Origin of the sequence: Aquitalea palustris (genome assembly GCF_003693445.1) — a bacterium.
Taxonomy (GTDB): domain Bacteria; phylum Pseudomonadota; class Gammaproteobacteria; order Burkholderiales; family Chromobacteriaceae; genus Aquitalea; species Aquitalea palustris.
The window spans coordinates 69,508-95,167 of the sequence record NZ_RFAR01000026.1 but is presented as its reverse complement, the minus strand read 5'-3'; the positions used below and the strand labels follow the sequence as shown (position 1 = coordinate 95,167).

Here is a 25,660-nt window from a genome sequence, read left to right as displayed (position 1 = left end):
GCGGCCTTACTTGACGATGCGCAAGCTGGGCCGACCGCTAGGACGCGGTGCGGCAGCATCATCATCCTTGCTCTCTGCCGGCTCAGGCTCGCTGGCAGCTACCGGCGCCAGCGCCGGAGAGGCCGCCGTGCTGCCCAATTCGACCTCGAAGCCCATGCCTTCACCGGTTTCCCGGGCGAAAATGGACATCACATTGCCGACAGGCACCCAGATATCACGCGACACCCCGGCAAAGCGCGCGGAGAAAGACACCCATTCATTGTCGATACGCAGGTTCTGGGTGGCCCCAGCGGCAATATTCAACACGATTTCGTTGTTCTTCACGTACTCGCGCGGGACATCGGCGTGCTCGTCCACCCACACCACCAGAAACGGCGTATGGCCATTATCCGTACACCATTCATACAGGGCACGGATCATGTAAGGCTTGGTGCTGGCGCTCATGGTCATTCCTTACTTGCGCATGGCCTTTTCGGACGGGGTCAGCGAGTCGATGAAAGACTGGCGCTGGAAAATGCGTTCCGCGTACTTGAGGATGGGCGCAGCATGCTTGCCCAGGTCGATGTTGTAATGCTCCAGACGCCACATCAGCGGGGCGATGGCCACGTCGATCATGGAGAAGTCATCACCCAGCATGAACTTTTGCTTGGCAAACACCGGGGCAATGGTGGTCAGGCCGTCACGAATGGCTTCACGCGCCTTGGTGGCTTCCTTGCCGGTTGCGCCGGCTTCCAGCACCTTCACATTGCAGAACAGTTCGTTCTCGAAGCGATGCAGGAACAGGCGGGCACGGGCACGCATCACCGGATCAGCCGGCATCAGCTGCGGGTGCGGGAAACGCTCGTCGATGTATTCGTTGATGATGTTGGATTCGTGCAGGATCAGGTCGCGCTCTACCAGTACCGGCACTTCGTTGTAGGGATTCATCACAGCCAGGTCTTCCGGCTTGTTGTGAATGTCCACATCGATGATCTCGAAATCCATTCCCTTTTCATACAACACGATACGGCAACGTTGGCTGAAGGGGCAGGTAATTCCAGAATAAAGAGTCATCATGGCTAGCGGATATCCTTGACAGAGGCAATCATTTTCGATCGAAGCGGTGATTTTACCATTTTCAGGCAGGCAATTTCCACAACTACATCGCAAAGCCATGATTACAAAAGAAAAAAGGCGGAAATTTCCGCCTTTTTCGTCATCCAGCAGCAGTGCTTAATGCACGTCTTTCCAGTATTCCTTCTTCAGGAAGTAGGTCAGCGGCAACAGCAGCAGGCCGAGGAACATCAGTACCACATAACCGATCTGGTGACGCTTGACTTGTGCCGGCTCGCCGATGAAGACCAGGTAGTTGGTCAGGTCAGCCATGCGCTTGTCAAACTCCACGGTATTGGCCTTGCCGTTTTCCAGCTTGGTCAGGCTACCGGCCTTGACCAGTTCGAGCTTGTGCTCTTCATGGCCAGCGGCGTTCTTCTCGGTCTTCAGTACCTGCTCGCCCTGCATTTCCCACAGCACATGCGGCATGCCAACCTTGTCAAACACCAGGTTGTTCCAGCCGGTAGGACGAGTCGGATCACGGTAGAAGCCACGCAGATAGGCGTACAGGTAGTCTGCACCACGCGAACGCGCAATCAGCGACAGGTCTGGCGGCGCTGCGCCCAACCATACCTTGGCATCCTTCTTGTCCATGCTGACATTCATCTGGTCGCCGATCTTGGCACCGTCAGGCAGCAAGTTGGCCTTGATCTGCTCTTCGGACAGACCGATATCTTCCAGACGGTTGTAGCGCATGGCGCTGGCCGAGTGGCAGGACAGGCAGTAGTTGCTGAACAACTGTGCACCGCGCTGCAGGCTTTCGGTGTCCTGGATGTCGATCGGCGCTTTCTCCAGCGCCGGGCCTTCATTGGCCAGAACGGTGCCGCTTACCGGCAACACCAGCGCCATGGCAGCGATCAGGTGGCGGATTTTGCTTTTCATATGTCCTTTCCCCTTGCTTACACGTTGGTGCCGAACAGATAGGCCGCGATGATCGTCACAGCCACCAGCACCAGGAACTGCAACTGGCACTTGCCATTGGTCTCTGTCACGCGGGTCGGTACCGGTACCGAGCCAACATCGTTCTTGGTGTAGAACGGCATGCCCAGGAAGAAGGCAAAGTAGATGAACGAAAGAATCTGCGAAATCAGGGTACGGCCAGCCGTCGGCGGCATGGCGCCCAGCATGCCCAGACCGATGAAGGCGATGATGAACAAGACCAGCATGAACTTGAACTTCGGACCGCGATAACGGATGGACTTGATCGGCGAACGGTCCAGCCACGGCAGGAAGGCAATCACCACCACCGCAGCGCCCATGCCGATCACACCCCACACCTGGGTACCCAGGAAGGACGGAATGGCACGCAGAATGGCGTAGAACGGGGTGAAGTACCATACCGGCGCGATGTGCGGCGGGGTCTTCAGCGGGTCAGCCTGGTCGAAGTTCGGATGCTCGAGGAAGTAGCCACCCATTTCCGGCAGGAAGAACACGATGGCGGAGAACACGATCAGGAACACTGCCACACCGAAGATATCCTTCACGGTGTAGTAGGGATGGAAAGGAATGCCATCCAGCGGGATGCCCTTTTCGTCCTTCAGTTTCTTGATTTCCACGCCGTCCGGGTTGTTGGAACCCACTTCGTGCAGGGCAATCAGGTGAGCCACCACCAGAGCCAGCAGCACCAGCGGCACAGCAATCACGTGCAGGGCGAAGAAGCGGTTCAGCGTGGCGTCGGACACCACGAAGTCACCACGAATCCACACCGACAGATCAGGACCGATGACCGGGATGGAACCGAACAGGTTCACAATCACCTGCGCACCCCAGAAGGACATCTGGCCCCAGGGCAGCAGATAACCCATGAAGGCTTCAGCCATCAGGCACAGGAAGATCAGGCAGCCAAACACCCACACCAGTTCGCGCGGCTGCTTGTAGGAGCCGTAGATCAGGCCACGGAACATGTGCAGGTAAACCACCACGAAGAACATGGAGGCACCAGTGGAGTGCATGTAGCGGATGATCCAGCCACCTGCCACATCACGCATGATGTATTCCACCGAGGCGAAGGCCACCGGGATGCCAGCACCGTTGAGGGTGCCATCCGGCTTGTAGTTCATGGTGAGGAAGATACCGGTGACGATCTGAATAACCAGCACCAGCATGGCCAGCGAGCCGAAGAAATACCAGAAGTTGAAGTTCTTCGGTGCGTAGTACTCGGTAACGTGCTCTTTCAGCATCGACGACAGCGGGAAGCGGTCGTCAATCCAGTTCAGTAGCTTTTGTCCTTTGCTCATTTTTCCCCCTAAGCTTATTTGTCGTCGCCAATCAGCAGGCGGGTATCGGACAGATACTTATGCGGCGGGATTTCCAGGTTCTTCGGAGCCGGAACACCCTTGAATACGCGGGCGGCCAGGTCGAACTTGGAACCATGACACGGGCAGTAGAAGCCACCCAGCCATTCCGGGCCCAGATCGGCGGGAGCCAGATCGGGACGGAAGGTCGGCGAACAGCCCAGGTGGGTACAGATGCCCACGGCTACCAGCAGTTCAGGCTTGATGGAGCGGCCTTCGTTCTGGCAGTACTTGGGTTGTTGCTCTACTTCGGACTTGGGGTCCACCAGCTTGGGGTCGTTCTTCGGCAGGTCGGCGATTTGCTGCTTGGTACGGGACAACAGCCATACCGGCTTGCCACGCCACTCGACGTTGATCTTCTGGCCCGGCTCCAGCTTGCTGATATCCACCTCAACCGGTGCGCCAGCAGCCTTTGCCCGTTCAGACGGGAAGAAACTCATCAGAAACGGCGTTGCCACCCCGGCAACGGCCACACCCCCAACAGCGCTGGTTGCTACCGTCAGAAACCGACGGCGCCCCGTATCGACTTGTTGTTCACTCATTACAGTCATCCTCAAACGTGGAAACCGAGCTCAAACTTCAAACCAGACGATTTTACCTGATTACCAGTAGGGACATGAAGCGCCTATGCAAATAAATTGAGCCAGGTCGGGTAGATTTGTCTAAACCGGATTGAAAAGATCGACAAATTCAACAGTTATGCCGGGTAAATGAGAAACCTTCTCGCCCAGAGCCTGTACGCCGTAGCGCTCTGTTACATGGTGTCCTGCTGCAATGAATGCCACGCCATACTCCTCGGCCAGATGGAAACATTGTTCCGAGACCTCACCGGTGACAAATGCATCAACACCGAGGCGGATGGCCTCCTGAAAGAATGACTGCGCCCCGCCCGTGCACCAGGCCAGCCGGCGTACCGGCCGCTCGGCCGGCCCCAGCAGCATGGCTTGCCGCCCCAGACTGACAGAAATCTCCTCTGCCAGTTGCGCGGCAGTCCCGCCGGCAGGCCAACTGCCATGCCATAACAATCCCTGCTCGCCAGCTTGCCCCTGGGCCTGCCAGCCCAATCGCTTGGCCAGGGTGGCGTTATTACCCAGTTCCAGATGTCCATCCAGCGGCAGATGATAAGCAATCAAGCTGATGTCATGCTGCAACAGTTTGGCCACGCGCGCACGCTTCATGCCAATCAACCGGGCATCTTCTCCTTTCCAGAAATAGCCGTGATGCACCAGGATGGCATCTGCGCGGCGGGCAATCGCCACATCAATCAAGGCTTGCGAGGCCGTCACTCCCGTGATGATGTGACGCACTTCTGCCCTGCCTTCTATTTGCAAACCATTAGGCGCGTAGTCCTGATAGCGCCATGGCTCCAGCCATTCATCCATGCTGGCAAGCAGCTGCGGTAATTGCATGATGTATCCTTGCGAAATGAGCTGCTGCCTATTGTGCCAGAGAAGCCGGCAGCTACCCGCCATCGCGCAGAAAAACAAAAACCCCGCACAAGTGCGGGGTTTTTGATTCAGCGAGAGGCTGAGACAGCTTACATCATGCCGCCCATACCACCCATGCCGCCCATATCCGGCATGCCGCCAGCAGCCGGCTTGTCTTCCGGCAGTTCTGCGATCATGCAATCGGTAGTCAGCATCAGGCCGGCAACGGAAGCAGCGTGTTGCAGAGCGGAGCGGGTTACCTTGGCCGGATCCAGCACGCCCATTTCCAGCATGTCGCCGTATTCGCCGGTAGCCGCGTTGTAACCGAAGTTACCCTTGCCTTCCAGTACCTTGTTCACCACTACGGACGGCTCGTCGCCAGCATTCTTGACGATCTGACGCAGCGGGGCTTCGATGGCCTTCAGTACGATCTTCACACCGGCATCCTGATCAACGTTGTCGGTCTTCAGGCTGTCCAGAGTGGAACGGGCACGCAGCAGGGCCACGCCACCACCAGCCACAACGCCTTCTTCTACAGCGGCGCGGGTAGCGTGCAGCGCGTCTTCAACGCGAGCCTTCTTCTCTTTCATTTCAACTTCAGTAGCGGCACCAACCTTGATCACGGCAACGCCGCCGGCCAGCTTGGCCACGCGTTCTTGCAGTTTTTCGCGGTCGTAATCGGAAGAAGCTTCTTCGATCTGGCGACGGATTTCACCCACGCGCGCCTGGATGGCATCAGCCTGACCAGCGCCATCGATGATGATGGTGTTTTCCTTGCCCACTTCGATACGCTTGGCTTGGCCCAGCATGTCCAGGGTGGCTTTTTCCAGGGTCAGGCCCAGTTCTTCGGCAATCACGGTACCGCCGGTCAGGATGGCGATATCCTGCAGCATGGCCTTGCGACGGTCGCCAAAGCCCGGAGCCTTGACAGCAACCACCTTCAGGATGCCACGAATGGTGTTGACTACCAGGGTAGCCAGCGCTTCGCCTTCAACATCTTCAGCGATGATCAGCAGCGGACGGCCCGACTTGGCCACTTGCTCCAGTACCGGCAGCAGGTCGCGGATGTTGGAAACCTTCTTGTCAAACAGCAGTACGAACGGATTGTCCAGAGCGGCAATCTGTTTTTCCTGGTTGTTGATGAAGTACGGGGACAGGTAGCCGCGGTCGAACTGCATGCCTTCCACCACGTCCAGCTCGTTGTTCAGGCTCTTGCCGTCTTCAACGGTGATCACGCCTTCCTTGCCCACTTTTTCCATGGCGGTGGCGATGATTTCACCGATATCGGAATCGGAGTTGGCGGAGATGGAGCCAACCTGGGCGATTTCCTTGGTGGTGGCACATGGCTTGGCGATCTTGGCGATTTCACCGACCAGGGAGATTACAGCCTTGTCGATGCCACGCTTCAGGTCCATCGGGTTCATGCCGGCAGCAACGTACTTCATGCCTTCCTGAACGATGGCCTGGGCCAGTACGGTAGCCGTGGTGGTACCGTCACCGGCCACGTCGGAAGTCTTGGAAGCCACTTCCTTCACCATTTGCGCGCCCATGTTTTCGAACTTGTCTTTCAGTTCGATTTCCTTGGCAACGGAAACACCGTCCTTGGTGATGGTCGGCGCGCCAAAGGAGCGGTCCAGTACGACATTGCGGCCTTTCGGGCCCAGGGTAACCTTGACAGCGTCGGCCAGAATGTTGACGCCAACTACCATCTTGGCACGAGCGGAATCACCAAACTTTACGTCTTTTGCAGCCATTCTCAAATCTCCAGAATTCTATAGGGTCGTTTGAAGTCGGTATGGGTCGGAATTACTCGACGATGCCCATTACATCTTCCTCGCGCATCACGAGGACTTCTTCGCCGTCAACCTTGACGGACTGACCGGAGTACTTACCGAAAATCACTTTGTCGCCAACCTTCAGCTCCAGCGGACGGCGCTCGCCATTGTCCAGAACCTTGCCGTTACCGACAGCCAGCACCTCGCCCATGTCGGGCTTTTCAGCAGCAGCACCCGGCAGAACGATGCCGGAAGCAGTCTTTTCTTCAGCCTCAAGGCGCTTGATAACAACACGATCGTGCAGCGGACGAATTGCCATTGATCTCTCCTAAATACAAAGTGGCTGTTGAATGCAATATGTACTGCCAGGATGGCAGCGCGGGGCGGGTTTTAGCACTCACCCCTGACGAGTGCTAATAATAGGGACGGGGGGACGATGTTTCAAGAGGGGGGCCGGCAAAAACTTGCCCGCCCCTGTCCACACTGGGGGAAGGCTCAGCGGGAAGAGTCGTCGCGGCGCAACACCATCCAGCGCGGGGTTTTGAAGTGGACAATCATGCGGTACAAGCGAAGATAGGCCAGCACAAACAGCAGCACCAGCAGCATCAGAATCCAGGTGTGATTCCAGAACAGCATGGCTGGCACCACCGAAAAAGACGCCAGAACCCACAGGTAGGGGGAGGTCATGCTGTTGCGCTGGGTCAGATGGCGGGCCTCTTTGGAGCCGACCATCCACAACACCATGCGCTTGTACACCATCTGGTGCAGATGCAAGGCGTCCGGATAGCCTACCGCCCGCCCCTGCAGAAACTTGCGCCGATAAATGGAGAAAATCGTTTCGAAAACCGGATAAATCACGCACAGCAAGGGAAACCACGGAGAGACAGCCGGATTACGTGCTACCAGCAGTACGGAAACTTCAGCAATCATGAAGCCAATCAGATAAGCCCCGCCATCCCCGGCAAAAATCAGCCCACGCGGAAAATTCCAGAACAAAAAGCCCAGAATGGCCCCGAGCATGGCAAAGCACACGCTCATCAATACAATGTCCTGCACTTTGAAGCAGACATAAGCAATGGCCAGAAAGATGAACACCGCCACCATGCCGGACAGCCCGTTATAGCCGTCGATAATGTTGACGGCATGAGCCACACCACCTACCGCCACCATGGTCAGCAGCAGGGATAGCCACCAGTAATGTCCCAGCAAGGTATCGATCAGTGGAATATCCAGTCGAGCCAGCCCGGCACCCAGCAGAAAATACCCCAACGCCGCCGCAACAAAAGTGGCGAGCAAGCGCGGCAAGGGGCCGATTTTCTTGGTGAGATCCTCGACAAAGCCCGCAGCAAATGCCGGGAAGGCCGACAGCAACAGCAGCAACACCCACACGGATGTATTGAGATAACCAGACAAGGCACAACCGGCAATCAGGCCCAGCATGATGGGCAGGCCGCCAATGCGGGGAACCGGCGTGGCATGGAATTTCTGCACGCCAGTGACGTCACCATCGCTAGAAAAACGTGCGTGCAAATGCGCATACCGAATCAGCAGCAGCCCGGTAGTAAAAGAAGCAATCAGTGCGAGCAAGAGAATCTGCAACATGGGGCATCAAGGCCTGAATGGGCGTGAAATCGGAATAATCGGGCCTACCCGCAGCAGTCGCAAGACTGTACAAGGAGAAGCCGGGCAATTTTGTCTTATAATGTCGGCCTTGCAGGCGAGCACTGTGCACTTGCCCGCGGCGGTCTACTTTACCATGGCCCCGCGCCAAGCAAAAACCACTTACTTATTGGAATTGTTAAATGATATTGGTGACTGGCGGTGCCGGCTTCATTGGAGCCAACTTTGTTCTGGACTGGCTGAATGGCAATGACGAAGCGGTCATCAACCTGGACAAGCTGACTTACGCCGGCAATCTGCAAACCCTCGCCAGCCTGGAAAACGACCCGCGCCACCTGTTTGTCCAGGGCGATATCGGCGACAGGACGCTGGTTGGCCGACTGCTGCAGGAACATCAGGTGCGCGCCGTCATCAACTTTGCGGCGGAAAGCCATGTTGATCGCTCCATCCACGGCCCGGGCGACTTCATCCAGACCAATGTCGTGGGCACCTTCAACCTGCTGGAAGCGGTGCGGGACTACTGGAATGGTCTGGAAGGCGAGGCCAAGGCTGCCTTCCGCTTCCTGCATGTTTCCACCGACGAGGTGTACGGCACGCTGTCCGCCAGCGACGCACCATTCAGCGAAAGCAACCGTTACGAACCCAACAGCCCCTACTCCGCCAGCAAGGCTGCGTCGGACCACCTGGTACGTGCCTGGCACCATACTTACGGTCTGCCGGTCCTGACGACCAACTGCAGCAACAACTACGGCCCCTATCATTTCCCGGAAAAGCTGATTCCGCTGGTCATCCTCAATGCACTGGCCGGCAAGCCCTTGCCCATTTACGGCGATGGCCAGCAAATCCGCGACTGGCTGTATGTAAAAGACCATTGCAGCGCCATCCGCACCGTGCTGGCACAAGGCCGACTGGGTGAAACCTATAATGTTGGTGGCTGGAACGAAAAAGCCAATCTGGATGTGGTACGCAGCATCTGCAGCATTCTGGATGAACTGCGCCCCAAGACAGATGGCACCGGCTACGCCACGCAAATCACTTATGTACAGGACCGTCCGGGCCATGACCGTCGCTACGCGATAGATGCACGCAAGCTGGAACGCGAGCTGGGCTGGAAACCGGCAGAAACCTTTGAAAGCGGCATCCGTAAAACCGTACAGTGGTATCTGGATAATCAGGACTGGGTCAACAACGTCACCAGCGGTCAGTACCGCCAATGGCTGGAGCAACATTACGGGAACAAGGCATGAGCCGCATCCTGATTACCGGCATCAATGGCCAGCTGGGCTTTGAACTGCGCCGCTCGCTGGCCATGCTGGGCGAATGCATCAGCCTGGATCGCCAGCAACTGGACCTGTCCCGCCCGGCTGACATTGCTGCCGTGCTGGACCAATACCAACCGGACATCATCGTCAATCCGGCAGCCTACACCGCCGTGGACAAGGCGGAGAGTGATACCGAGCTGGCCCATGCCGTGAATGCCGCCGCACCGGCAGCCATGGCAGGCTGGGCCGCGGCAAAGAATGCCTTGCTGCTGCACTACTCCACCGACTATGTATTTGATGGCGACAAGGCCATGCCTTATGAAGAGGACGATGCCACCAGCCCGCAATCGGTATATGGCCGGAGCAAATGCCAGGGTGAGCAGGCCATCCGTGCCAGTGGTGCCAACCACATCATCCTGCGCACCAGCTGGGTGGTGGGCGCACATGGCGGCAACTTCCTCAAAACCATCATGCGCCTGGCGCGCGAACGCGACAGCCTGAATGTGGTGGCCGACCAGATTGGCGCGCCCACACCCGCTGCGCTGATTGCCGATGTGACCGCCCACATCATCAAACAATGGCAAACCAACCAGGACCAGCAGCTGCTCGGTACCTATCACCTGACCAGCAGCGGCAGCACCAGCTGGCATGGCTATACCGCATACCTGCTGGCACTGGCAGAACGTTACGGTGTCGCACTGCAGCTGAAACCGGAAAACCTGCATGCCATTCCCGGCAGCGCCTATCCGACCCCGGCGAAGCGCCCCGGCAACTCCAGGCTAAATTGCAGTAAAATCCAGGACGCGTTCGGCCTGATCATGCCAGCATGGCAGAGCGGCGTGGAACAGGTGTTCCAGCAGATCTTCAATTCCTGATGCAGGACGCAAGCAGATGAAACGTAAAGGCATCATTCTGGCAGGGGGCAGCGGCACCCGCCTGTACCCCGCCACACTGGCTGTCAGCAAACAATTGCTGCCAATCTACGACAAGCCGATGATCTACTACCCGCTCAGCACACTGATGCTGGCCGGGATTCGCGACATCCTGATCATCTCCACCCCGCAGGACACCCCGCGCTTCGAGCAGTTGCTGGGCGATGGCAGCCAGTGGGGCATCAGCCTGCAATACGCAGTACAGCCCAGTCCGGATGGTCTGGCACAGGCCTTCATCATTGGTGAAGACTTCCTGGCAGGCGCGCCTTCGGCACTGGTACTGGGCGATAACATCTTCCACGGCCATGACTTTCCCAAACTGCTGAAAGCGGCCAACGCCAAGCAGCAAGGCGCCAGCGTGTTTGCCTATCATGTGCAGGACCCGGAGCGCTATGGCGTGGTGGAATTCGATGCCCAGGGCAAGGCCTTGTCCATCGAGGAAAAACCGGCAGTACCCAAATCCAACTATGCCGTCACCGGCCTGTACTTCTACGACAATCAGGTTGTCGACATCGCCAAGTCCATCCGCCCCTCACCGCGCGGCGAACTGGAAATCACCGATGTCAACAACCACTACCTGCAGCAAGGCCAGCTGGATGTTCAGACCATGGGGCGTGGCTATGCCTGGCTGGATACCGGCACCCACGAATCCATGCTGGAAGCGAGCCAGTTCATTGCCACAGTAGAAAACCGCCAGGGCCTGAAAGTGGCCTGCCTGGAAGAAATTGCCTACGTGCAGCAGTGGATTGATGCCGCCAGACTGGAACAGCTGGCACAACCGCTGAAGAAAAATGCCTACGGGCAATACCTGCTGCAGCTGCTGAAGTAAGAAAGCAAGCCATTCATGAAAATCATCGATACCGCCATTGCGGACGTCAAAATCATTGAACCTGCCGTATTTGGCGACGACCGTGGTTTTTTCTTCGAAAGTTTCAACCAGAAGCGCTTTGAAGAAGCCATTGGCCGCAAGGTTGAATTTGTCCAGGACAACCACAGCCGCTCCGCCAAGGGCGTGCTGCGTGGGCTGCACTACCAGATGCCGCCGTGTGCACAAGGCAAGCTGGTACGCTGCACGCTGGGCGAAGTATATGACATTGCTGTGGATATCCGCCGCAGCTCGCCCACCTTCGGTCAATGGGTGGGTGTGATGCTGTCAGCTGACAACAAACGCCAGTTGTGGATTCCTGAAGGCTTTGCCCACGGTTTTGTCACTGTGTCCGAGCATGCCGAGTTTCTGTACAAGACCACCAACTACTATGCCCCTGACCTTGAGCGCAGCATCATCTGGAACGATGCAGAACTGGGCATAGACTGGATGCTGGACAGCACGCCCTTCCTGTCCGGCAAGGACGAGCAAGCCTGCGCTTTCAATGCCGCGCAGCTTTTTGATTGAACGGAAGCACATCATGAAAGCAGTCATTCTGGCAGGCGGGCTTGGTACCCGGATCAGCGAAGAGACATCTGTCCGCCCCAAACCCATGGTTGAAATCGGTGGCAAACCCATCCTGTGGCACATCATGAAAATGTACTCCCACCACGGGATCAACGATTTCGTCATCTGCTGCGGCTACAAGGGCTATGTCATCAAGGAATACTTTGCCAACTACTTCCTGCACATGTCCGATGTGACCTTTGACATGTCGAGCAACAGCATGGAAGTTCACCAGCGCTATGCCGAACCCTGGCGCGTCACCCTGGTGGATACTGGTGAAGACACCATGACCGGTGGCCGCCTGAAACGCGTCCGCAAGTATGTGGAAGATGAAGAAGCCTTCTGCTTTACCTATGGCGATGGCGTTGGCGATGTCGACATTGGCGCACTGGTGAAATTCCACCAGCAGCAAGAAACGCTAGCCACCCTTACCGCCACCTACCCGCCCGGCCGCTTCGGCGCACTGGATATCCAGGCCGACAAAGTAACCACTTTCAAGGAAAAACCCAAAGGCGATGGTGGCATGATCAACGGGGGCTTTTTTGTGCTGTCGCCCAAAGTGATCGACTTCATTGATAACGATGCCACCATCTGGGAACGCGAACCGCTGGAGCAGCTGGCCAGCAAGCAGCAATTGTCGGCTTTCCGTCATGAAGGGTTCTGGCAACCCATGGATACCCTGCGCGACAAGAACCATCTGGAAGAGCTGTGGCAAAGCGGTCAGGCGCCATGGAAGGTATGGGAATGAAGCGTGAGTTCTGGCAAGGCAAGCGGGTTTTCCTGACCGGGCATACCGGTTTCAAGGGAAGCTGGCTGTCGCTATGGCTGCAACAGTTAGGCGCACAGCTCACCGGCTATGCGCTGTTACCGGCAACCACACCGAACCTGTTTGAAACCGCAGGGGTTGCCGCAGGCATGACGTCCATCATTGGCGACATCCGCGACCCGGCCAAGCTCATGCAGGCCATGCAGGCTGCGCAGCCCGACATCGTCATCCACATGGCAGCCCAACCGCTGGTACGCTACTCCTATGCCAATCCGGTCGAAACCTACTCCACCAATGTCATGGGGGTGGTGTACCTGCTGGAAGCCATTCGGCAAACCCCGAGCGTACGTGCCGTAGTCAATGTCACCAGCGACAAGTGTTATGAAAACCGCGAATGGCTGTGGGGCTATCGAGAAAATGAGGCAATGGGAGGTTACGACCCTTACAGCAACAGCAAAGGCTGTGCTGAACTGGTGACCAGTGCCTATCGCAACTCCTATTTCAACCCGGCCCACTATCAACGCCATGGCGTGGCCCTGGCCAGTGCCCGTGCCGGTAATGTCATCGGAGGTGGCGACTGGGCGGAAGACCGGCTGATTCCCGATATCATGCGCTCCATCGAACAGGCCAAGCCTGTGCAGATACGCAGCCCACATGCCATCCGCCCATGGCAGCACGTACTAGAGCCCTTGTCAGGCTATTTGCTGCTGGCAGAGCAACTATTCAGCGCAGGTTGCGAATTTGCCGAAGGCTGGAATTTCGGCCCACGCCCGCAAGATGCCCAGCCGGTGGCCTGGATAGTGGACACCCTCACCCGGATCTGGGGCCAGGGTGCCAGTTACCAGATCGACCCTGCCGGTGCAGACCTGCACGAAGCCCATTATCTGCGTCTGGATTGCAGCAAGGCACAAACCCGTCTTGACTGGCAACCACGCTGGACACTGCATACCGCACTCGAACACATCTGCAGCTGGCATCAGGCACACCTGGCCGGGGCCGATATGCAAGACATCACCATTCAACAAATCAAGGCCTTTGAGGCCCAGCCCGCCCAGGGACAGCATTAATGAGCACACAAGACAAAGCCCAACAACTTCGCCAGCAAATTGCCCAGCTGGTTGATGAATACGCAGCCATTGCCATGGCCCCCCGCCCGTTTGAAGCAGGCAAGACCGTCATTCCCCCATCCGGCAAGGTCATTGATGGCGCGGAACTGAAAAACATGGTTGAGGCCTCGCTGGATGGCTGGCTGACCACCGGCCGTTTCAACGACATGTTCGAAAAACGCCTGGCGGCCTTTCTGGGGGTGCGCCACCTGCTGACCACCAACTCCGGTTCGTCGGCCAACCTGCTTGCCTTCTCGGCATTGACCTCCCCCAAGCTGGGCGAGCGTGCCATCCGTAAAGGTGACGAAGTCATCGGGGTTGCTGCCGGCTTTCCCACCACGGTCAATCCCATTTTGCAATTCGGCGCAGTCCCGGTGTTTGTCGATGTCGACATCCCCACCTACAACATCAAGCCCGAGCTGATTGAAGCCGCCATCACCAGCAAGACCAAGGCCATCATGCTGGCCCACACGCTGGGTAATCCGTACAACCTCAAAGTGATCCGCGAGCTGTGCGACAGATATGGCCTGTGGCTGATCGAAGACTGCTGCGATGCGCTAGGCAGTACCTACGACGGCAAATTGGTAGGTACCTTTGGCGATATCGGCACTCTAAGCTTCTACCCTGCCCATCACATCACCATGGGTGAAGGCGGCGCGGTATTCACCAACAATACCGAACTGAAAAAGATCATCGAGTCTTTCCGCGACTGGGGTCGTGACTGCTATTGCGCACCGGGCTGCGACAACACCTGCGGCAAGCGCTTTGGCTGGCAGCTGGGCAGCCTGCCGGCGGGCTACGACCACAAGTACACCTACAGTCACCTGGGCTACAACCTGAAGATCACCGACATGCAAGCCGCCTGTGCCCTGGCCCAGCTGGACAAGGTGGAAAGCTTCATCCAGGCGCGCAAGGACAACTTCCGCTATCTGAGCAATGCCCTGCAAAGCTGCAGCGAGTTCCTGATCTTGCCGCAAGCTACCGAAAACAGCGATCCATCCTGGTTTGGCTTTCCCATCACCATCCGTCCGGAAAGCGGCATCAGCCGTGTCGACGTCCTGCAATACCTCGACCAGCATCGTGTGGGCACCCGACTGCTATTTGCCGGCAATCTGACCCGCCAACCGTATATGGACGGCCAGCCATACCGCATCAGCGGCGAGCTGAACAACACGGACCTGGTGATGAACAACACTTTCTGGATCGGCGTGCATCCGGCACTGACCCAAGACATGCTCGATTACAGTGTTGAGAAAATTGAAACCATTATTGGCGTGAATTTTTGAGAATCACATGAAAATTCTGCTGACAGGTGCCACCGGCTTTCTGGGGCGAAATCTCCTGGCCACCCTGCAGCAGCAGGGCCATGTGGTAGTGGCACTGGCTAGACCGAGTAGCGACAGGGATCGGGCGGGAGAGGCTGGCAAACAGGCCTCTTGGCATATTTGCTCTGAGGGCGCGCCAGATGTATTCGATACCCATCCTGATGTGGAATGCGTAATACACACCGCGACCTGCTATGGCAGGCAAGGCGAAGATTTAGCGGCTGTGCTGGACAGCAATCTGAACCAGCCCCTCTCATTATTGAGCCGTGCCATTGCCAAAGGTGTAAAACTGTTCATCAACACCAGCAGCTCCTTGCCACGCGACCTCAACTATTACGCACTCAGCAAGGCTCAATTTTCCGACTGGGGTGCCTATTTTGCAGGTCAGGAGAAAATTCGATTTGTTGACATCTGCCTGGAACACATATACGGACCAGGCGATGACACGACAAAGTTCATGACCTATGTCATGGATTCCTTGTTGAAGAATACTCCAGAGCTCAAGCTGACTAAAGGAGAGGCCGAGCGCGACTTCATCTATATCGATGACGTTATCGCAGCCTATCTGACAATTCTCAACAGCTCACATAATCAATATTACAAGAAGTATTCGGTTGGCTCAGGCAAGACGATCAGCATCAGGAAAATGGTCGAATTGATCCACACACTAAGCTGCAGCAGTACCAATTTACAGTTTGGTGCCATTCCCTACCGGAAAAATGAAACCATGTTATCCGTAGCCAATAATACCGAAATTGAAAAACTTGGCTGGAAAGCACAAACGGATATCATTGACGGAATTGAAAAGACATTTAAGGCCATGAAATGAAAATACTGATTACGGGTGGGTGTGGTTTTCTTGGTAGCAATTTGGCAGCAGAAGCATTACGACGCGGTGATGAGCTGACGATCCTAGACAATCTATCTCGTCAAGGTAGTACAGAGAATCTTGCCTGGCTACAACAGCAAGGCAAGATTCATTTTATTCATGCGGATATTCGTAATAGCAATGATATTGCTACGGCCGTACGTCAGAATAAGCCCGATGCCATTTTCCACCTTGCGGGTCAAGTGGCAATGACTACATCAATTGCGAATCCCCGCAAGGATTTCGAAATCAATGCACTGGGCACACACAATATACTGGAAGCCGTCCGTGACTTCAGCCCGGAAACCGCCATTCTTTACTCATCAACCAACAAGGTTTACGGCGACCTGGCACAATTCGGCTATACCGAAAATTCGACACGCTATATTTGCAATGACTTTCCTGATGGTTTCGATGAGCAGGTAACACTTGATTTCCACTCACCCTATGGCTGCTCAAAAGGTTGTGCTGACCAGTACATGCTGGACTATGCCAGAATATTCAACCTGAAGACCATGGTATTCCGCCACTCGTCCATGTATGGAGGCAGGCAGTTCTCCACCTATGATCAAGGATGGATTGGCTGGTTTTGCCAGCAAGCAATCGAAACCATTCAAAACCCTTCACACAGCTTTACCATTTCTGGAAATGGCAAACAGGTACGAGACGTACTGCATGCCGATGACATGGTCAGCCTCTACTTTACCGGACTGGAAAAAATTGATTCCGCCCGTGGCAATGCATTCAATATTGGTGGCGGAATCGACAACAGTCTTTCCTTGCTTGAATTATTCAACCTTCTAGAGGAAATTACCGGCCAGAAGCTAAATTATACCAAACTGGCACCTAGAGAAAGCGATCAGCTTGTATTTGTCGCCAACCATAAAAAAGCACAGCATTTGCTCGACTGGCAACCCAAAGTCTCTGCAACAGATGGCATCCACAGAATGGTCGAGTGGGTAAGATCACTGAATGAAAAAAATAAATAAGATAGCTGATTTGGTCGCTACAACAAAAATCCCCCCTCATCTTTTTGTTGCAGCGACATCCTGGCTGTGCCGACTATTATCTGCATTTTTACAGATCATCAGTATCCGTTATCTGATACAGCAACTTGGCATTGATAACTATGCTGTTTTTACGCTGATCTCGGCCATGATTGCATGGGTTGCGCTCACCGACATGGGTATTGGCACCAGCCTTCAAAATTACATTACCGAGTATAAATCCCAAGAAAAGAACTATACCGACTGGATCGCCAGCGCTGGGATATGCTGCTTCATTTTGCTTAGTATTTTTCTGCTGGTAGCGTGGCCGCTTGCATCAGCACTATCGACCCATTACCTGAAAAACGCAACGCCCACAGGAAATTACGCCAATACTGTTTATCTATCATTAGTCTTGTTTGGCATGACCTGTATAGGTGGTGTCTCATATAAAATATGGTTTGCCGAACATAATGGATGGATTGCAAATCTGGTTCAAACCGCAGCGACTATCGCAGGATTGATGCTGGTAATCATCTTTGGAGCAGTCAGTACACATCCAAGCCTCACTCTATCAATTTTTCTATACTATCTACCGACAGCCATGATTCCGACCTTGGTTCTGGCGGGGAAAACCTGGTCTGCCATCAAGACATGTCGTATCAGCACACTGAAAAATAGAGGCTTTGCGCTTTTAAAACGAGGGAGTGGATTTTGGCTATTTTCAATAGTTGGAACCATCACCCTGCAGACAGACTACATTGTCATTTCCCAAAAGCTTTCCAGCAATGACATTATTGCCTATGGGATACTAACAAAAATATTCAGCTTCATTCTTATTTTATATGCCGCGCTATTACAAGCCGCATGGCCTGCACTCGTTGAAATGCGTATAAATAGGAAATTCCCAGCAATGAAAATCGCCATTCAGCGATATATTACTGTTGGCATGACACTAGCACTACTTGGAGTCATATGCTTTATTGGACTCAAGGACGTAATCATCAATACATTAACGCCCAAGCACGCATTAAGCGTTAGCTTGACAACGATTAGCATATTTGGCTTTTACCTGTTGATCCGAATTTATTCGGATACCTATGCCATGGTGCTACAAAGTCTGAACAAAACAAATCCGTTGTGGATCATCACCCCTATACAAGCAATGATTGGTTTTCTTTGTCAATGGAATTTAGCCAACCGCTATGGCATTAATGGCATCCTGATGGGACTTTGTCTTTCCTTCATTTTGACTGCAATTCCCGGGCTGACCTTCTTCACCCGGAAAGAACTTAATAACTTACAATCAATATAATTTGAAATATTGCGGACACACTGCACATGAGCCCGAAACTATCAATCGCCATACCAACCTACAATAGATCACAATTCCTACAAGGAGCATTGGATCGCCTGTTCGCAAGCGATGCGATTTTGGATGCGCAGATTGAAATTGTCATTTCGGATAATGCATCTACTGACAACACCGAAGATATTATCCACTCCGCATCCGAAAAATATGGAAAGGAAATTCATTATTTTCGCAACGAAAAAAATCTTGGTATTGACGGCAATATTCATCAGGTAGTCAACAGAAGCAATGGTGAATATGTATGGATGCTATCCGACGATGATGTCATTGCTGACAATGCCATTGATTACGTATTGAACAAAATTAACCAACAAAATTTCTGCTTTCACTTCCTGAACGCCAAACCATTGAATCTTGAGGGGAAAACATCCAAAGTTATCGATACCGATCAGGATATCATTACAACAGATAACAATATTTTTATAGAAAAAATATGGGTTTGGGCAACATTTATTTCTTCATTCCTGTTCAAACGCGAACACTGGATCAATATCCACAACCGGGAAGATTACATTGGTACTGATATTTATCTCACGTACACCCTGTACGCCCTACTAGCCAACAATCCTTCTGAGAAAAAAATTATCGGATCAACCCCGATCATTCTCATCAGAAGTCAATACACAGGCAGTTACCGCATATTTTATGCTTTTGGTTATCAATGGTTCAAATTACTAACTGAAACTGCAGTGCAAATGGGATTTGACCGATCTTGCCTTAAGAGAATTGCGAGAAAGTCTATCCTGCGCGACCTGATATTCCGCGTCTACTCAGCAAAACTGAATAGCACCGCCAGTCTATCCATTGAAAACATTCGCAACCTGACAAGATACACTTATGCGATACCGATTGCCTGGCTCACCCTATACCCTATCTTAATATTTCCCATTTCAATTATAAAATTTACCAAACGCATTTTCGGTAAAATTGGTATCAAGCCATCATCCCACTTCAAATAATTATCGATTAATTTCAAAATCGCACCCAATAGCAGGCAAAATTAAAACAGCTAAAAATGGAAAATTACCCTGATCTACGGAATATCTTTCGCCGACAACTTTCCTGGCTAGCATGCTAAAATATGGAAAATGAGAAAATTCAGCCACTGGTTTCGATTATTGTTGCCACATATAATGGTGAAAAATATCTGGCACAACAACTTGAATCCATCAGGCAGCAAACATATTCAAATATTGAAATCATTTTTCAAGATGATGTCTCTTCCGACAGCACCGTAGCCATTGCCAAGCAGGTTGCCGACCCCCGGATCCACATCCGGATCAATCCGAGTAATATGGGATTTGTCAGAAATTTCGAAGAGGGTCTGAAAGCAGCAAAGGGTGATTACATTGCGCTGTGTGATCAGGATGACATCTGGGAAGCCAACAAGATTGAACGCTTGCTGGAACATATCGGCGATGCTGATTTGATTCACTCAAACTGTAGTCTGATTGATGAAAACGGCCAGTTCATCAACCGTATCTGGAAAGTGAATGAACGTCCAAGTAGTAGTCTTGCTGAATTACTATTTTTCAATAAAATTACTGGATGTACCGCGATAATACGAAGGAAAATCCTGTTACGCGCTCTGCCTTTTCCGGATGGAATTGCCTATCATGACTGGTGGCTGGCACTATGTGCGGCCCAAGGCAATGGGGTACGCTTTCTGGATGAAGCACTGGTCAGATACCGGCAGCATGCCAATCAGGATACCGGTGCCAATCAAAAAGCTGGTTTGTGTGAAAAAATAGGCTTTGTGCAAAAAGGATTAAGGCGAAAAATTGCCCAGAAGCAATTGAATAACCTTTCATCTATCAATCCAAGTCAACTTGACCATACAGAACAGCATATATTGCACCAAGCAATCTGCTTCCACCGTAGTTTGAGTCAAGGTATGCTGCATCCGCAGGCGGCATTGATCTATTGTTGGCAATACAAGAATATCAAACCCAATAAAGGCAAATTTTCTTTTATTGATTTTATAAAATTTCTATATTGGTAGCTACCAGATCAGACCTTCCACAAGCATGCATCCGGTGAAATATCTACTCAAAGCAATATGTAGTAACCAACCACAATAATTGAATAATGAAAAATGACATTTGTGCCGTCATTGTCAGCTTTAATCCAGAGCCGACAAACCTGCAAAGGCTGACAGACCAACTGCTAGCTTGTGGTGTATCGGTTTGCCTTGTGGATAACAATTCGGGAAACAAGGAGCAGATTAGTTCCATTTACCCTACATCGGCAGCTGTTAAGGTCTTTTTCCTTGAGGAAAATACTGGTATTGCCCATGCCCAGAATGTCGGTACTCAATTTGCACTGGATCATGACTATGCCTACGTGGTGTTTTTCGACCAGGACAGCACCATTGACTCGGCTTTCATCCAGCAGCAAGTAAGGGAATTTGAACACATCCGCTCAGTGCAGCCACGACTCGCCGCGCTGGGTCCTGCTTTTGTCGACAAGAAACACGGTTTTCATTACAAGATTGTCAATATTAACCGTCATGGCCGACGCACAAAAATTGATACGCAGCATTTGGAGCAGCCTTTCGCAGCATCGCTGATCATCTCCTCCGGTAGCCTTGTTGCGGTAGATGCCCTGCGCGACATAGGCCCGATGGATGAGCGCTTTTTCATTGATTATGTCGATACTGAATGGTGCCTGCGTGCCCACGCCAAAGGCTACGTCATCTTTGTGAATCCGCAGGTTAAAATGCAGCACGCCATTGGTGATAACTCGCTAAAACTATTTAGGTGGCGTGTGCCAGTGCATAGTGCATTCCGCCGCTATTACCGTATCCGCAATGCCTTTTTCCTGTTGAAGATGCCGCATGTTCCAACCTTGCTTGCCGTTCGGGAGATTACCTTCAATCTGGTACATCAAATGGTATTGATTCTGTTTGGGCAGAACAAACTGGCTTATGTGCGTTCACTGTGGCGTGGGCTGAAGGATGGACTGAATGGAAAGTACTGAAATGCCCAAGCTTTTTGCATCCATCGTGCTGTACAAGCATCAATACCAGGGTGTGAAACCCACCATGGATGCGCTGCTTGGTTGCAGCAGCCTGCATGGTCTGGTGTTGGTGGATAATGGCGGCTGTGAATGGGCCGGACAACTGGCGCTGCCCAAGGTGCATTACATCCGCTCGGACCGTAATGGTGGGTATGGCCATGGTCACAATCAAGCCATACGGGCATTTGCCGGACAAGCGGATTACTTTCTGGTTTGCAATCCGGATATCCAGTTTCACAGTGCGGACCTGGACCGTTATCTAACTGGGCTGAGTGGGCATACAGCAGGCTTGTTCATGCCGCGCATCGTTTACCCGGATGGCACACAGCAAGAGCTGTGCAAGTTGCTGCCTACTCCGGCCAATCTGTTTGCCCGTCGTTTTCTGCCCCCCCTAGCGGAGAAGCTGGACCAGCGCTATATGCTGCGCCACGCCGACTTTGACAAAGCCTTCTTTGCTCCGTCGCTATCCGGCTGCTTCATGCTGTTCCGCGCCACAGCGCTGCTGGAGCTGAACGGCTTTGATGACCATTTCTTCATGTATATGGAGGATGTTGATCTGTCACGTCGCTGTGCAGTGCGCTTTGGTAATCTGTATCTGCCGGCGATGACCGTGACGCATCATTTTGCCAAGGCATCGTATACCGACAGGAAATTACTGAAAGCTCACATCCGCTCGGCCGTGCAGTATTTCAACAAGTGGGGCTGGCTGTTCGACCAGACACGTTGCCAGCTAAACCAGGCATGCCTGGCGCAGTTGCCGCGGCGCTGAATGGTGTTCAGGCAGCTTGGAGCTTCAATGCGCGGGATGATCTGGCAGCTTCCACTCAGCCAGCACAATGGCGGCCATCCCCAGCAAAACGGCAAACCACATGGTGGCAAAGCGGATGCCAACGGCAGCCAACACTGCTGTTGCCATCGACGCATCGTGCCATAGCAGGCTGGCTACGATGACTGATTCGGTTGAGCCAATGCCGCCAGGCAACATGGAGGCCGCCCCCGCCAGCATCGCCAATGGGTAACTGGAAAACAGAGCCCACCAGGACATGCCGGGGGATAAGGACTCCACCAAGCAGACAAAGGCCGTGGCCGTGAGTGCCCAGGCCGCCAGGCCCGCCAAGGCGGCAACGGTCATGTCTTGCCATCCCAACCAGCGCACGCCACCGCGTATGCCGCGACGTAACAGGCGCACCAGCCGATACAGCCGGTAGCAGCGAGACCAGCGCAGTCTCGCATGCAAGCGCCCCAACCAGCGTGGCTGCCTCATCAGGATGGCCAGCACCAGCAACACTGCACCAACAAACAAGGCCAGCACCGGAAACAGTGGCGCGCCTAGCATGCCAGGCATGGCCAGCAGCAGGACCACCAGCAAATCCCAGCCCCGTTCATAGATGAAGGCCGATAACACCTGCTCGTGCGGAATGCCCAGTCGCTGCAGGTAACGGATGCGGATTAGCTCCCCTACCTTGCCTGGTGTTGCGGTATAGGCGAAGCCGGACAGATAAATGCAAAAACCCAAACAGAATGGCTGCGCATGCCCAGCACGCCTCAACAGGTAATTCCAACGCAAATAACGCAGGAAAAATGACAAAAAGGCCATACCCATCAGTGTCGGCATGATGCTGGCAAGCACCGGCAAACGGGCAAACATGTCATGCCGGGCATCCGAAATCAGCAAGGCCGCCAGATAACAGGCAGTCAGTGCGGCAAAGGCGAGTAGTGGTCGACTCAGCTTCATGCCTGTTTCAGCGGAAAGACCAGCGTTTATGTCCCAGATAACTGGTGAACACCGGGGCAGCCACCCCGATGGCGTGGGCGATCTCACGACTGAAGTGCGTCACCCCAAGCATGGGCAGCAGGTAGAGCGCCAGACCCATGCTGATCAGCCAGGTCTGTATCACCGCGACCAGATTGACCAGGGTGAAATACAGTACCGAACGTTGCATGGACTGGCTGCTTTGCTTAAAAACAAACAGGCGGGCCAATACAAAGGCCGTGATCATCCCGGTGAGGTAGGCCAGGATCACGGCAGTGGAGAAGTCACACCAGCGGTTGTACAGGATGCGCGAGCCAAAGTTGACCGCAGCAGCCAATCCCCCGGTCAGCAGGAACACCAGAAACTGACGCGACATGAAGTGACGGATCATGCCACAGCCTTCTGCGCCAATGCCCGGCCATAAGCAATGCTCTCGGAAATGCCACGGTCCTCCGGATAATAATACGAGGTATCTGCCACCCACAGACCTTGTACCGGCAAGGCAGCCGGCGGCAACTGCTCTAGATAACCCGGATCGCAGATCGGCTGTGCATGACGATAACGGCTGGCGTGCATGGCGATGAAATCGTCGTCCTGCAGCGCCGGGTTAATCTTCTTGAGATAGCGCTTCACTTTGTCCAGAAATACATCATCGGGGTCGGCATACTTGGCATGTTCACCCGGCATGTAAAACGGCACGTAGACAATGTGCTGATCCAGCGGGCGCAAATTGCTGTATTCCACCAGGCCAGGAATGTCCATTTCCTCATCGTTGGTGTTGAGCCAGAAGTTTTCCGTTACCGGTTTTTTCAGCTTGGCAATGACGCAGACGACGGCGATGTTCTTGATTTGCTGAAATTTGTGCAGGATGTCTGCAGGCAGGTCCGGCATGATTCTGGGAACAAACGGCAGCGGCACTGTGCTGATGACCTTGTCGAAAGCTTCGAAGCCCGTAGCAGTCTCCACTCCGCGCACTTCGCCGCCCTCCATGACGACGCGCGTCACCGGTGTGCTCAGACGAATCTCCCCGCCATGCGCCGCGATATCATTGTGCATGCCTTGCAGCAAGGTCGCCGAGCCACCCTCCAGATACCCCAGCTTTTCACGGAACAAGCTATAGCGTGATCGCCCGATGCGGCGGATGCGGCTCCAGATCCAGGCGGCAGACAGGTTGGAGCTGTAATCGTAAAACTTGTAATCAAACAGGCGCCGCCATAGAACTTCATAGGCTTCTTCTCCTACCCAGCAGCGTATCCAGCCAGTCGCCTCGACATGATCCAGCGGCTTCCAATCGTTACGTTTGGTGGAGAGAAAGGCATGCAGGCCATAACGGAACTTCGCCACCAGGCCCAGCCCCTTGAAACTGAGCAAGGCCAGCGGATTACCCCATGGCTGCAAGCGGTTCTGGAACCAATAGCCCATTTTGGTTTCCACCCATTGCATTTTGCTGCCCAGATTCAACTCATCCAGCATCTGCAGGAAGGCGTGGTCGGAAATGCAATGAAAGTGGTAGTAGCGTTCGATATCCAAGCCGTCAAAATCAAAAGTGGCGGTCATGCCACCGACCCGGTCATCTGCTTCGAACAGAACAGGCACATGCCCGTCCCGTGCCAGTTGATAGGCAACGGCCAAGCCCATCGGGCCGGCACCCAGTACTGCAATGCGTTGTTTGTTCATGCTCAGAAATCCAGTACTACCCGGCTGTATTGCGGGTCGTTGAAAGTTGCATCCACAGCCTGGCTGAATGGCGTTGGTGTCACCTGGAAAATTGTCGGCCAATCAATGACCTCGAATTCGTCATGCGCCACCAGTGCCTTGAGCTGGTCCGCCGTGAAGGGCGGATTGCGGTCAAACAGGGCCCAGATCTTCAGCAGGACATAAAACAGGCCATAAGGGATGTGCAACAGCATGGTCCTGGCAGCGACAGCCTTGCGAATGGCGCGGATGATATCCACATAGTCGATCTTTTCCCGGCCACTGATATTGAAAACCTGACCGTGGATACCAGACTTCAGGCAGCTGACGATAATGCTGGCGAAATCGCCGACATAGAGCGGTTGGCGCATATAGCGACCATCACCGGGGATGGGAAACAGCGGCACCTTCTGCATGAAGCGCGACAACCAGCCCAGATGCTTGCGGTCAAACCAGCCAAACATCAGGGTCGGGCGCAGCACCACGCAATTGATGCCACTGGCCAGCACCATTTCTTCCTGCTCTTTTTTGGTGTTGGTGTAGTCATCATTCGCCACCGACTCCACCACGGATGAACTGATGTGCACGGTATAGGGAATGTTGTAGCGCTTGATGGCCGCCAGCACATATTTGGTGGAGGTTATGTTGTTACGAATAAAGGGTTCCAGCGTGGGAGCACCGATTTGTGCTTGCAACATTACCAGTGCTGCCGCACCTTCAAAATGACGTTCCCATTCACCCGGCTCCGCTAGATCGGCATATTCAACGATAATGTCAGGATGCAGGCTGCGCAGGATTTCCAGATTGGTCTGGTGCTTGTCCAGCACCACCAGATTGGTATAACCCGCTCTTTTCAGGTGCACTACCAGATTCTGACCTACCAAACCAGCACCACCAGGCAAAATTATTTTACTATTCATGATTCAATTCCTATTCA

27 protein-coding genes are annotated in these 25,660 nt (G+C 53.7%); 14 read left to right on the top strand and 13 right to left on the bottom strand.

Annotated elements, in window-relative coordinates:
* Window positions 1–6: 6 nt before the first annotated feature.
* The 9 genes from EAY64_RS07975 to EAY64_RS07935 form a co-directional block, all read right to left on the bottom strand.
* Window positions 7–444: a ClpXP protease specificity-enhancing factor gene (locus EAY64_RS07975; RefSeq protein ID WP_103524245.1), complete on the bottom strand. Its 438-nt coding sequence runs from the start codon at window positions 442–444 to the stop codon at window positions 7–9.
* Window positions 445–453: 9 nt separating this feature from the next.
* Window positions 454–1,056, bottom strand: a complete 603-nt coding sequence (locus EAY64_RS07970; protein ID WP_082693274.1) for a glutathione S-transferase N-terminal domain-containing protein — start codon at window positions 1,054–1,056, stop codon at window positions 454–456.
* Between the two features lie 156 nt (window positions 1,057–1,212).
* Window positions 1,213–1,974, bottom strand: a complete 762-nt coding sequence (locus EAY64_RS07965; RefSeq protein WP_103524244.1) for a cytochrome c1 — start codon at window positions 1,972–1,974, stop codon at window positions 1,213–1,215.
* 17 nt (window positions 1,975–1,991) lie between these two features.
* Window positions 1,992–3,329, bottom strand: a complete 1,338-nt coding sequence (locus EAY64_RS07960; protein ID WP_103524243.1) for a cytochrome b — start codon at window positions 3,327–3,329, stop codon at window positions 1,992–1,994.
* A 14-nt stretch (window positions 3,330–3,343) separates the two neighbouring features.
* Window positions 3,344–3,928 carry a ubiquinol-cytochrome c reductase iron-sulfur subunit gene (gene petA, locus EAY64_RS07955; RefSeq protein WP_045846650.1) on the bottom strand — a complete coding sequence of 195 codons (585 nt, stop codon included), beginning with the start codon at window positions 3,926–3,928 and terminating at the stop codon, window positions 3,344–3,346.
* Window positions 3,929–4,048: 120 nt separating this feature from the next.
* Entirely contained in the window at window positions 4,049–4,795 is a 747-nt protein-coding gene (locus EAY64_RS07950) for a Nif3-like dinuclear metal center hexameric protein (protein ID WP_103524242.1), read from the bottom strand.
* Between the two features lie 128 nt (window positions 4,796–4,923).
* On the bottom strand, window positions 4,924–6,567 hold the full coding sequence (gene groL, locus EAY64_RS07945; protein ID WP_103524241.1) for a chaperonin GroEL: 1,644 nt from the start codon (window positions 6,565–6,567) through the stop codon (window positions 4,924–4,926).
* A gap of 52 nt (window positions 6,568–6,619) precedes the next feature.
* A complete protein-coding gene (groES, locus tag EAY64_RS07940) occupies window positions 6,620–6,907 on the bottom strand; it encodes a co-chaperone GroES (RefSeq protein WP_045846653.1) in 288 nt (95 codons plus the stop codon).
* A 176-nt stretch (window positions 6,908–7,083) separates the two neighbouring features.
* On the bottom strand, window positions 7,084–8,190 hold the full coding sequence (locus EAY64_RS07935; RefSeq protein WP_103524240.1) for an MraY family glycosyltransferase: 1,107 nt from the start codon (window positions 8,188–8,190) through the stop codon (window positions 7,084–7,086).
* 200 nt (window positions 8,191–8,390) lie between these two features.
* Between EAY64_RS07935 and rfbB the strand changes: the two genes are divergently transcribed.
* The 14 genes from rfbB (at window position 8,391) to EAY64_RS07865 (ending at window position 22,044) form a co-directional block, all read left to right on the top strand.
* Window positions 8,391–9,455: a dTDP-glucose 4,6-dehydratase gene (gene rfbB / locus EAY64_RS07930; protein ID WP_103524239.1), complete on the top strand. Its 1,065-nt coding sequence runs from the start codon at window positions 8,391–8,393 to the stop codon at window positions 9,453–9,455.
* A complete protein-coding gene (gene rfbD, locus EAY64_RS07925) occupies window positions 9,452–10,345 on the top strand; it encodes a dTDP-4-dehydrorhamnose reductase (RefSeq protein WP_103524238.1) in 894 nt (297 codons plus the stop codon). Before rfbB ends, rfbD begins: the two co-directional genes overlap by 4 nt.
* Before the next feature lie 16 nt (window positions 10,346–10,361).
* Window positions 10,362–11,231 (top strand): glucose-1-phosphate thymidylyltransferase RfbA, encoded by an 870-nt coding sequence (rfbA, locus tag EAY64_RS07920; protein WP_045846657.1) that lies wholly within the window; start codon window positions 10,362–10,364, stop codon window positions 11,229–11,231.
* Window positions 11,232–11,246: 15 nt separating this feature from the next.
* Complete coding sequence (gene rfbC, locus EAY64_RS07915) at window positions 11,247–11,795, top strand: dTDP-4-dehydrorhamnose 3,5-epimerase (RefSeq protein WP_103524237.1); 549 nt, start codon at window positions 11,247–11,249, stop codon at window positions 11,793–11,795.
* Window positions 11,796–11,808: 13 nt separating this feature from the next.
* Complete coding sequence (gene rfbF / locus EAY64_RS07910; protein ID WP_103524257.1) at window positions 11,809–12,582, top strand: glucose-1-phosphate cytidylyltransferase; 774 nt, start codon at window positions 11,809–11,811, stop codon at window positions 12,580–12,582.
* Entirely contained in the window at window positions 12,579–13,667 is a 1,089-nt protein-coding gene (rfbG, locus tag EAY64_RS07905) for a CDP-glucose 4,6-dehydratase (RefSeq protein ID WP_199734416.1), read from the top strand. Before rfbF ends, rfbG begins: the two co-directional genes overlap by 4 nt.
* Complete coding sequence (rfbH, locus tag EAY64_RS07900) at window positions 13,667–14,992, top strand: lipopolysaccharide biosynthesis protein RfbH (RefSeq protein WP_103524235.1); 1,326 nt, start codon at window positions 13,667–13,669, stop codon at window positions 14,990–14,992. Before rfbG ends, rfbH begins: the two co-directional genes overlap by 1 nt.
* 7 nt (window positions 14,993–14,999) lie before the next feature.
* On the top strand, window positions 15,000–15,860 hold the full coding sequence (locus tag EAY64_RS07895; protein WP_103524234.1) for an NAD-dependent epimerase/dehydratase family protein: 861 nt from the start codon (window positions 15,000–15,002) through the stop codon (window positions 15,858–15,860).
* Window positions 15,857–16,888: a GDP-mannose 4,6-dehydratase gene (locus EAY64_RS07890; RefSeq protein WP_103524233.1), complete on the top strand. Its 1,032-nt coding sequence runs from the start codon at window positions 15,857–15,859 to the stop codon at window positions 16,886–16,888. The genes EAY64_RS07895 and EAY64_RS07890 overlap by 4 nt, the downstream gene beginning before the upstream one ends.
* Window positions 16,872–18,200, top strand: coding sequence for an MATE family efflux transporter (locus EAY64_RS07885; protein WP_103524232.1), 1,329 nt, complete (start codon window positions 16,872–16,874; stop codon window positions 18,198–18,200). The genes EAY64_RS07890 and EAY64_RS07885 overlap by 17 nt, the downstream gene beginning before the upstream one ends.
* Before the next feature lie 26 nt (window positions 18,201–18,226).
* A complete protein-coding gene (locus tag EAY64_RS07880) occupies window positions 18,227–19,216 on the top strand; it encodes a glycosyltransferase family 2 protein (protein WP_103524231.1) in 990 nt (329 codons plus the stop codon).
* Window positions 19,217–19,338: 122 nt separating this feature from the next.
* On the top strand, window positions 19,339–20,259 hold the full coding sequence (locus tag EAY64_RS07875) for a glycosyltransferase family 2 protein (protein WP_103524230.1): 921 nt from the start codon (window positions 19,339–19,341) through the stop codon (window positions 20,257–20,259).
* An 86-nt stretch (window positions 20,260–20,345) separates the two neighbouring features.
* Window positions 20,346–21,236 carry a glycosyltransferase family 2 protein gene (locus EAY64_RS07870; protein WP_103524229.1) on the top strand — a complete coding sequence of 297 codons (891 nt, stop codon included), beginning with the start codon at window positions 20,346–20,348 and terminating at the stop codon, window positions 21,234–21,236.
* 1 nt (window position 21,237) lies between these two features.
* A complete protein-coding gene (locus EAY64_RS07865) occupies window positions 21,238–22,044 on the top strand; it encodes a glycosyltransferase (RefSeq protein ID WP_103524228.1) in 807 nt (268 codons plus the stop codon).
* Window positions 22,045–22,068: 24 nt separating this feature from the next.
* Here EAY64_RS07865 and EAY64_RS07860 read toward each other — a convergent pair whose 3' ends face one another.
* From EAY64_RS07860 to EAY64_RS07845, 4 genes are read right to left on the bottom strand one after another with little or no spacing between them, the layout of a single operon-like run.
* Window positions 22,069–23,010, bottom strand: a complete 942-nt coding sequence (locus tag EAY64_RS07860; RefSeq protein WP_103524227.1) for a lysylphosphatidylglycerol synthase transmembrane domain-containing protein — start codon at window positions 23,008–23,010, stop codon at window positions 22,069–22,071.
* Between the two features lie 7 nt (window positions 23,011–23,017).
* Window positions 23,018–23,419 carry a GtrA family protein gene (locus EAY64_RS07855; RefSeq protein WP_103524226.1) on the bottom strand — a complete coding sequence of 134 codons (402 nt, stop codon included), beginning with the start codon at window positions 23,417–23,419 and terminating at the stop codon, window positions 23,018–23,020.
* Entirely contained in the window at window positions 23,416–24,705 is a 1,290-nt protein-coding gene (locus EAY64_RS07850) for an NAD(P)/FAD-dependent oxidoreductase (RefSeq protein WP_103524225.1), read from the bottom strand. Before EAY64_RS07850 ends, EAY64_RS07855 begins: the two co-directional genes overlap by 4 nt.
* Before the next feature lie 2 nt (window positions 24,706–24,707).
* A complete protein-coding gene (locus tag EAY64_RS07845) occupies window positions 24,708–25,643 on the bottom strand; it encodes an NAD-dependent epimerase/dehydratase family protein (protein WP_103524224.1) in 936 nt (311 codons plus the stop codon).
* Window positions 25,644–25,660: the final 17 nt, after the last annotated feature.